Here is a 5945-nt window from a genome sequence, read left to right on the forward strand (position 1 = left end):
GGGGGCGTGGATTGAAACTTGCGAGGCTGCAATGCCTCGACCTCGGCGCGGTCGCCCCCCGCACGGGGGCGTGGATTGAAACCAAGCATCTGACACCTCTACAGCGGCTCGACGCCGGTCGCCCCCCGCACGGGGGCGTGGATTGAAACCACGAGCTGGGGCGTGGTGATGGCGACGGGATCGTCGCCCCCCGCACGGGGGCGTGGATTGAAACCGCTTCGTGCATCCGCTCTTTTCGTGCTGCTCGAGTCGCCCCCCGCACGGGGGCGTGGATTGAAACCGCTTCGTGCATCCGCTCTTTTCGTGCTGCTCGAGTCGCCCCCCGCACGGGGGCGTGGATTGAAACTATAATCAATGCGAGCGGTGCATCATGGAACACAAGTCGCCCCCCGCACGGGGGCGTGGATTGAAACAACAAATAGATATCATGTCCTAAATGCCTATGCAGTCGCCCCCCGCACGGGGGCGTGGATTGAAACAAGCCTTTTCTTCGCCCATCCTGGCCGATCCCCGGTCGCCCCCCGCACGGGGGCGTGGATTGAAACGCTACCATGTGGGTGCGCGCAGTGCGCAACAACGTCGCCCCCCGCACGGGGGCGTGGATTGAAACTCCATCTACGAGATTAAGGTAACGCGCGCCGATTGTCGCCCCCCGCACGGGGGCGTGGATTGAAACACGGAAGCCGAGGTCGCCCCCGAGGACGCTCCGGTCGCCCCCCGCACGGGGGCGTGGATTGAAACAACCTCCGTCCACGTCACGGTCATCTGCGTCACGAGTCGCCCCCCGCACGGGGGCGTGGATTGAAACGAGTCATGGCAGTGCAGCACATGCAAAGAATGGTTGTCGCCCCCCGCACGGGGGCGTGGATTGAAACACGCCGATCTGCGCGGCCGTCTTCGCGATCTCGTGTCGCCCCCCGCACGGGGGCGTGGATTGAAACAACCCCCCGAGGCTCGGCCGGAAAGACCGGCCTGGTCGCCCCCCGCACGGGGGCGTGGATTGAAACAAATCGTGCGCGAGGCGTCGGCCCTGCACGGCGGTCGCCCCCCGCACGGGGGCGTGGATTGAAACCCTACTCGAGTCCGGCCGTGCGCGCGCGGCCCGCGCCCCGGGTCGCCCCCCGCACGGGGGCGTGGATTGAAACACGCTGCGCAGGCTCTACAATTGGGCGGCCATGGTCGCCCCCCGCACGGAGGCGTGGATTGAAACCTTGGTCGGGATGGTATGCAAGGGATCGGCCGGGCGTCGCCCCCCGCACGGGGGCGTGGATTGAAACCTTTTGCGCAGGTTGTCGCGTGGGCGAGGCGGCCGTCGCCCCCCGCACGGGGGCGTGGATTGAAACCTCCACATCGAACACGGCCAGCACCGATTCCACGTCGCCCCCCGCACGGGGGCGTGGATTGAAACTTGATGAACGCAAGAAGAACGAGTTCGTCAGGCAAGCGGTCGCCCCCCGCACGGGGGCGTGGATTGAAACTGAATGGAAACTGTATTCCGGACGAGCGCAGGTGTCGCCCTCCGCACGGGGGCGTGGATTGAAACTTGTCGCAAGACCGTGACCATGACCGGTGCGGAGTCGCCCCCCGCACGGGGGCGTGGATTGAAACTCGGCCAGCGCGGCCAGATCCTTGTCGCGGGGGGTCGCCCCCCGCACGGGGGCGTGGATTGAAACGGCAAGATGGCCGCCGTGGTGCACGTGAAGCGCCAGTCGCCCCCCGCACGGGGGCGTGGATTGAAACGATTTCGCCCAGCGGCGCGTTCATCCCTCGCCCCGTCGCCCCCCGCACGGGGCGTGGATTGAAACTTCGTCCGGCTCTCCGATGTACGACTGCCCGACGTCGCCCCCCGCACGGGGGCGTGGATTGAAACCATTGCCTACGATCATATGATCTACTCGGCTAGTCTTCGGACAGGACTCTGGAAGAACAGTGGGCTACCTGCTGTGTCATAGCGGAAGGCTCTTGCGATAGGAGCGCTTGGTTCGAGCATTGAGGAAGTGGAGTATAGACGCAGACGGAACATGGAATTGCCAGCGCGGGGAGAAAATCCTGGCAGGGCGCTTGTTTCCGGGCGTTTGTGCTGCTAGTGTGGGTGGGTCAACGGTGAGGACACGAAGGGGTACAAATCGGCCTGCGGGCGCGCGCTTCGACAAAAAATAGGCATTTATATCAATGCATTGGCTGTCACCCGCCATGTGATGGCGCCGACTCTCCCCTTCGGCACCACTTTTCAGAAAGGGCTCCGCGTAACAGCGCGGAGCCCTTCGCTTTTTTCGCAAGGTGATTCCCGCAAAAACACCGAAAATCGCTTTTCCTGCCGGGTAAACGGCTTTTTAGGGCAAAATGGTAGGGCAAAAGCCCACCGTTGATGCCTGGGCAGGAGTGCGATGACTGCGGTCGCCCCCCGCACGGGGGCGCGGATTGAAACAGCAATGGGGCCGGGTGCACTGGACGGTCGCGCTGGTCGCCCCCCAAGTCACCCCTCAAGTCGGCGAGTTGCTGGCGTCGATGCGTGGAGAGATGAGCCGCGAGGCGCTGCAATCCGCCCTGGGGCTTCGAGACCGGAAGTCCTTCCGCGGGCGCTATCTTAACCCGGCGCTGGTCAACGGCCTCATCAAAATGACCGCCCTTGAGAAGCCCACCAGCCGCTTGCAGATATGCCGCCTGACCGACAAGGGCCCTCAGTGGCAAACTACTGAAAATCAAAAAGACCCGATCGTGCGGTATCAAGAACGCTACGGGTCGCGGGGTGACTCACGCGCCGCTCGGTGCCAATCAGCCAAAACGCTTCCCTGACCGATGAGACTCTCCCCAACTCTTCCACCTCATATCGTGCGACTATTTCTTTTGATAGGATGGCAGGGGCTGGAAAACAGCACTTATTGGCTTGAGCGAAAGCCTTCATGAGGCCACTGTCGTCAAACTCGCCCATGACCTTCGGCACGAGCCGAGCTTGGCCTATCCAGCGGTCCAGCTCACCTCGTACTGCGGTGTTAGGGCCTGGGAGCACGAGGGGAACGCCCACAAGGCAGACAGGGAAAGGATCTGCTTTTCGCACGAGGTCGGATGGGGCAAAGAATGCCATCGGACTCTCCCCGAGCTTGTGATTGTATGCCCGGACCGAAAGCCCCGGCGGCATAGGCCGATCAGCCACAACCATATCCAGGCGATGCAGCGCAAGCTCGCCAAGCAGCCAGTCAAAGCGGCCCACCCTGCAGATCAGGCGAATAGGCTCTGCTGAGGCTCCCAGAGGGGCTAAAAGCCGAAGGGCCAAAGACTTCGGCACGACGTCCGACATACCCACGCGGAAAATCGAAAGCCCTTGCCCTGCATGCGTTTTCAGAGCAGCCGCCATTTCATCTCCAAGGGAGAAAATCTGATCGGCGTACGCAAGTGCCACTCGGCCAGCCTCGGTCAGCTCGATTCCCCGTCCGGCAGGGCTCAGCAGGCTTGATTCCAGCTCACGTTCCAGCAGCTTGATCTGCGAGCTGACAGTCTGGGGTGTCAGATGGAGTTGTTTGGCTGCTTTAGCCACGCTTCGGGTATGGCCTACGGCCCAGAAGTATTTCAGGTGCTTGAGGTTCATGCTGAACGTTCGAAAAAAACTTATGATTTGTCAATAACAATCGACTTTATTTGTGTGCCGCCAAAAGCTAACTGCGGTTCTTCGGCATCGATGCGAAAGTGCGCAATCTATCGGCCGGATGCATCTAAACAACTCAAGCTGATTATTGTCAGCGAAGGACAAGGCAGTCTTTAAAAGACTTTGCCTGCAATAGGTTTTGATAGGGGGTCTACGGCATTGGTTGCGACTGCTTGCATTGCTGATGCCGTAGCTTTGGAAAGCAATGTCTAATATTCCGAGCAAAAAATGAGTGATGCACAACCGCTTGTCGGGCTTATAATGGGCTCCAAATCGGATTGGGAAACGATGCGGCATTGCGCAGATACGTTAGAGGCTCTTGGCATACCTTTCGAGGCGCGAGTCGTATCGGCTCATCGCACGCCAGACTTGCTGTTCACCTATGCCTCGCAGGCTGATTCGCGCGGAATACAGGTTATAATCGCGGGCGCGGGTGGATCGGCACACTTGCCCGGCATGGCCGCAGCGAAAACCGTATTGCCGGTGCTCGGCGTGCCGGTACCATCTCGCACGCTGGACGGCTTGGATTCGCTCCTCTCCATCGTTCAGATGCCCAAGGGCATACCCGTAGGAACCTTGGCGCTAGGCAAGGCGGGAGCGATCAACGCGGCGTTGCTTGCAGCTGGCATCCTCGGCCTTCAGCGGCCGGAATTCCGCGACGCGCTCATGAATTATCGCCGAAAGCAAACCGAGGAGGTTCTCGCCCACCCAGATCCCAGGGTGCAAACATGAATTGTGCAGTGGTTGGTGTCCTCGGGGGCGGTCAGCTGGCGCGGATGATGGCCCTGGCTGGACTTTCGCTGGGGCTCCGATTCAAGTTTCTCGACCCCTCATCGGCTGCCTGTGCCGCACCCTTGGGCGAGTTTGTCGCCTCGGGATATGACGACCCCGACGGCCTCTCCCGCTTTGCCAGCTGTGCAGACGTGGTGACGTACGAGTTTGAAAATGTTCCGCAAAATGCGCTGTACTTTGTCAGGCAGAGGGTTTCCATCTTTCCCCCGCCAGAGGCATTGGCCGTCGCGAGCGACCGCCTGAAGGAAAAAACGCTTTTTAGAAAGTTGGATATCCCCACTCCGCCTTTCGCCGCCGTTTCTTCTCGGGCAGACTTGGATATCGCCATGGAAAGCCTCGGACTGCCCGCTGTCCTTAAAACCAGAAGCCAGGGCTACGATGGAAAAGGCCAGTTTGTGCTTCAGCGAAAGAACGATGCTGACGCCGCATGGCGACAGATGAAGGGCGCTGCATCCATCCTAGAGCGCTATGTTGAATTTGATCGCGAGGTTTCGCTTCTGGCGGTTCGAAGCAAGCATGGTGAAATCGCTTTTTATCCACTCAGTGAGAATGAGCACCAAAAAGGCATTCTTCATATTTCTCGCAGTCGCCCAGGCGACGTCATGGAGGCTGCGGCACAGAAGCATGTTCGACGTCTGATGGATCACCTAGACTACGTTGGCCTACTGGCACTGGAGTTCTTTCAGGCTGGTGAGTGTCTCCTCGCCAACGAAATGGCTCCTCGCGTCCATAATTCAGGGCATTGGACTATCGAGGGGGCTGCCACGAGTCAGTTCGAGAACCATCTGCGGGCCGGCCTGGGGCTTCCTCTGGGGAGCACTGCGCCACGGGGGCATGCCGCAATGGTCAACATCATAGGTCTGCCGCCCGTTTCAGAGAAAGTCCTTGCTGTGCCTGGAGCCAAACTCCACCTTTACGGCAAGGAACCTTTGCCTGGGCGCAAAACTGGGCATGTCACTCTCGTCGAATCTACGGAGAATGACCTTGAGGACGGTCTGCGGAAGATTCTTTACGCAGTGAATCGCGAAGAGCAGTGTGCTCAGTGTGTGGCATAGAAAGCCTGTATTTCAGGCTGTTGCATAAGCATTTTTGGTTAAGTTATACTTTTCAAGATTTAATGTTGTCGATATGACATTGCAATAGGCTGGCATAGGAAATGATATTCTGCCTGTCTTCATCAACAAGGAATTGTTCAGAGGCTATCTCTTGTGCACGGTTATCTTTCCCATGTGGATCCCCTTGTTGCAAGGCGGTTCAATTTCAATGACTGCACCGAGCGCTTCTTCGCGCATGAAAACCGAGCGGGCATTTTTTCGGCTCACGATAGCGCCTGACCTCAAAACGCTGAAGCGGTCGGTATCGGGCGGAACTCGTCGTCATGGCATGACCATGGAAGGCATCGTTTAAGGCGTAAAGTGTTAGATTCTGTAGCGCGAAATAGCCCGGCTGAAATCCAAGCTCGACAAACTCAAGCCGTAAGGAGTTCGTAATGGCCCATCCCCTTCTGGCC

4 protein-coding genes and 1 CRISPR repeat array are annotated in these 5945 nt (G+C 59.3%); of the genes, 3 read left to right on the forward strand and 1 reads right to left on the reverse strand.

The genetic code is table 11. From position 1 onward, the window contains the following. Positions 1–50: 50 nt before the first annotated feature. A CRISPR array of direct repeats spans positions 51–1740; the repeat unit is 32 nt; unit sequence GTCGCCCCCCGCACGGGGGCGTGGATTGAAAC. 702 nt (positions 1741–2442) lie between these two features. Further along, the gene (locus tag DSAT_RS15875) at positions 2443–2796 is read left to right on the forward strand and encodes a Fic family protein (protein WP_328285314.1); all 354 of its coding nucleotides are present in this window, start codon (positions 2443–2445) and stop codon (positions 2794–2796) included. On the opposite strand, the gene nhaR is transcribed toward DSAT_RS15875, so the two are convergent. Then, on the reverse strand, positions 2693–3586 hold the full coding sequence (nhaR, locus tag DSAT_RS07030; RefSeq protein ID WP_020886880.1) for a transcriptional activator NhaR: 894 nt from the start codon (positions 3584–3586) through the stop codon (positions 2693–2695). The genes DSAT_RS15875 and nhaR overlap by 104 nt on opposite strands. A gap of 285 nt (positions 3587–3871) precedes the next feature. On the opposite strand from nhaR, the gene purE reads away from it, so the two are divergent. Then, the gene (purE, locus tag DSAT_RS07035) at positions 3872–4375 is read left to right on the forward strand and encodes a 5-(carboxyamino)imidazole ribonucleotide mutase (protein WP_020886881.1); all 504 of its coding nucleotides are present in this window, start codon (positions 3872–3874) and stop codon (positions 4373–4375) included. Then, complete coding sequence (locus DSAT_RS07040; protein WP_020886882.1) at positions 4372–5490, forward strand: 5-(carboxyamino)imidazole ribonucleotide synthase; 1119 nt, start codon at positions 4372–4374, stop codon at positions 5488–5490. Before purE ends, DSAT_RS07040 begins: the two co-directional genes overlap by 4 nt. Positions 5491–5945: the final 455 nt, after the last annotated feature.

It is taken from the genome of Alkalidesulfovibrio alkalitolerans DSM 16529 (assembly GCF_000422245.1).
GTDB lineage: Bacteria > Desulfobacterota > Desulfovibrionia > Desulfovibrionales > Desulfovibrionaceae > Alkalidesulfovibrio > Alkalidesulfovibrio alkalitolerans.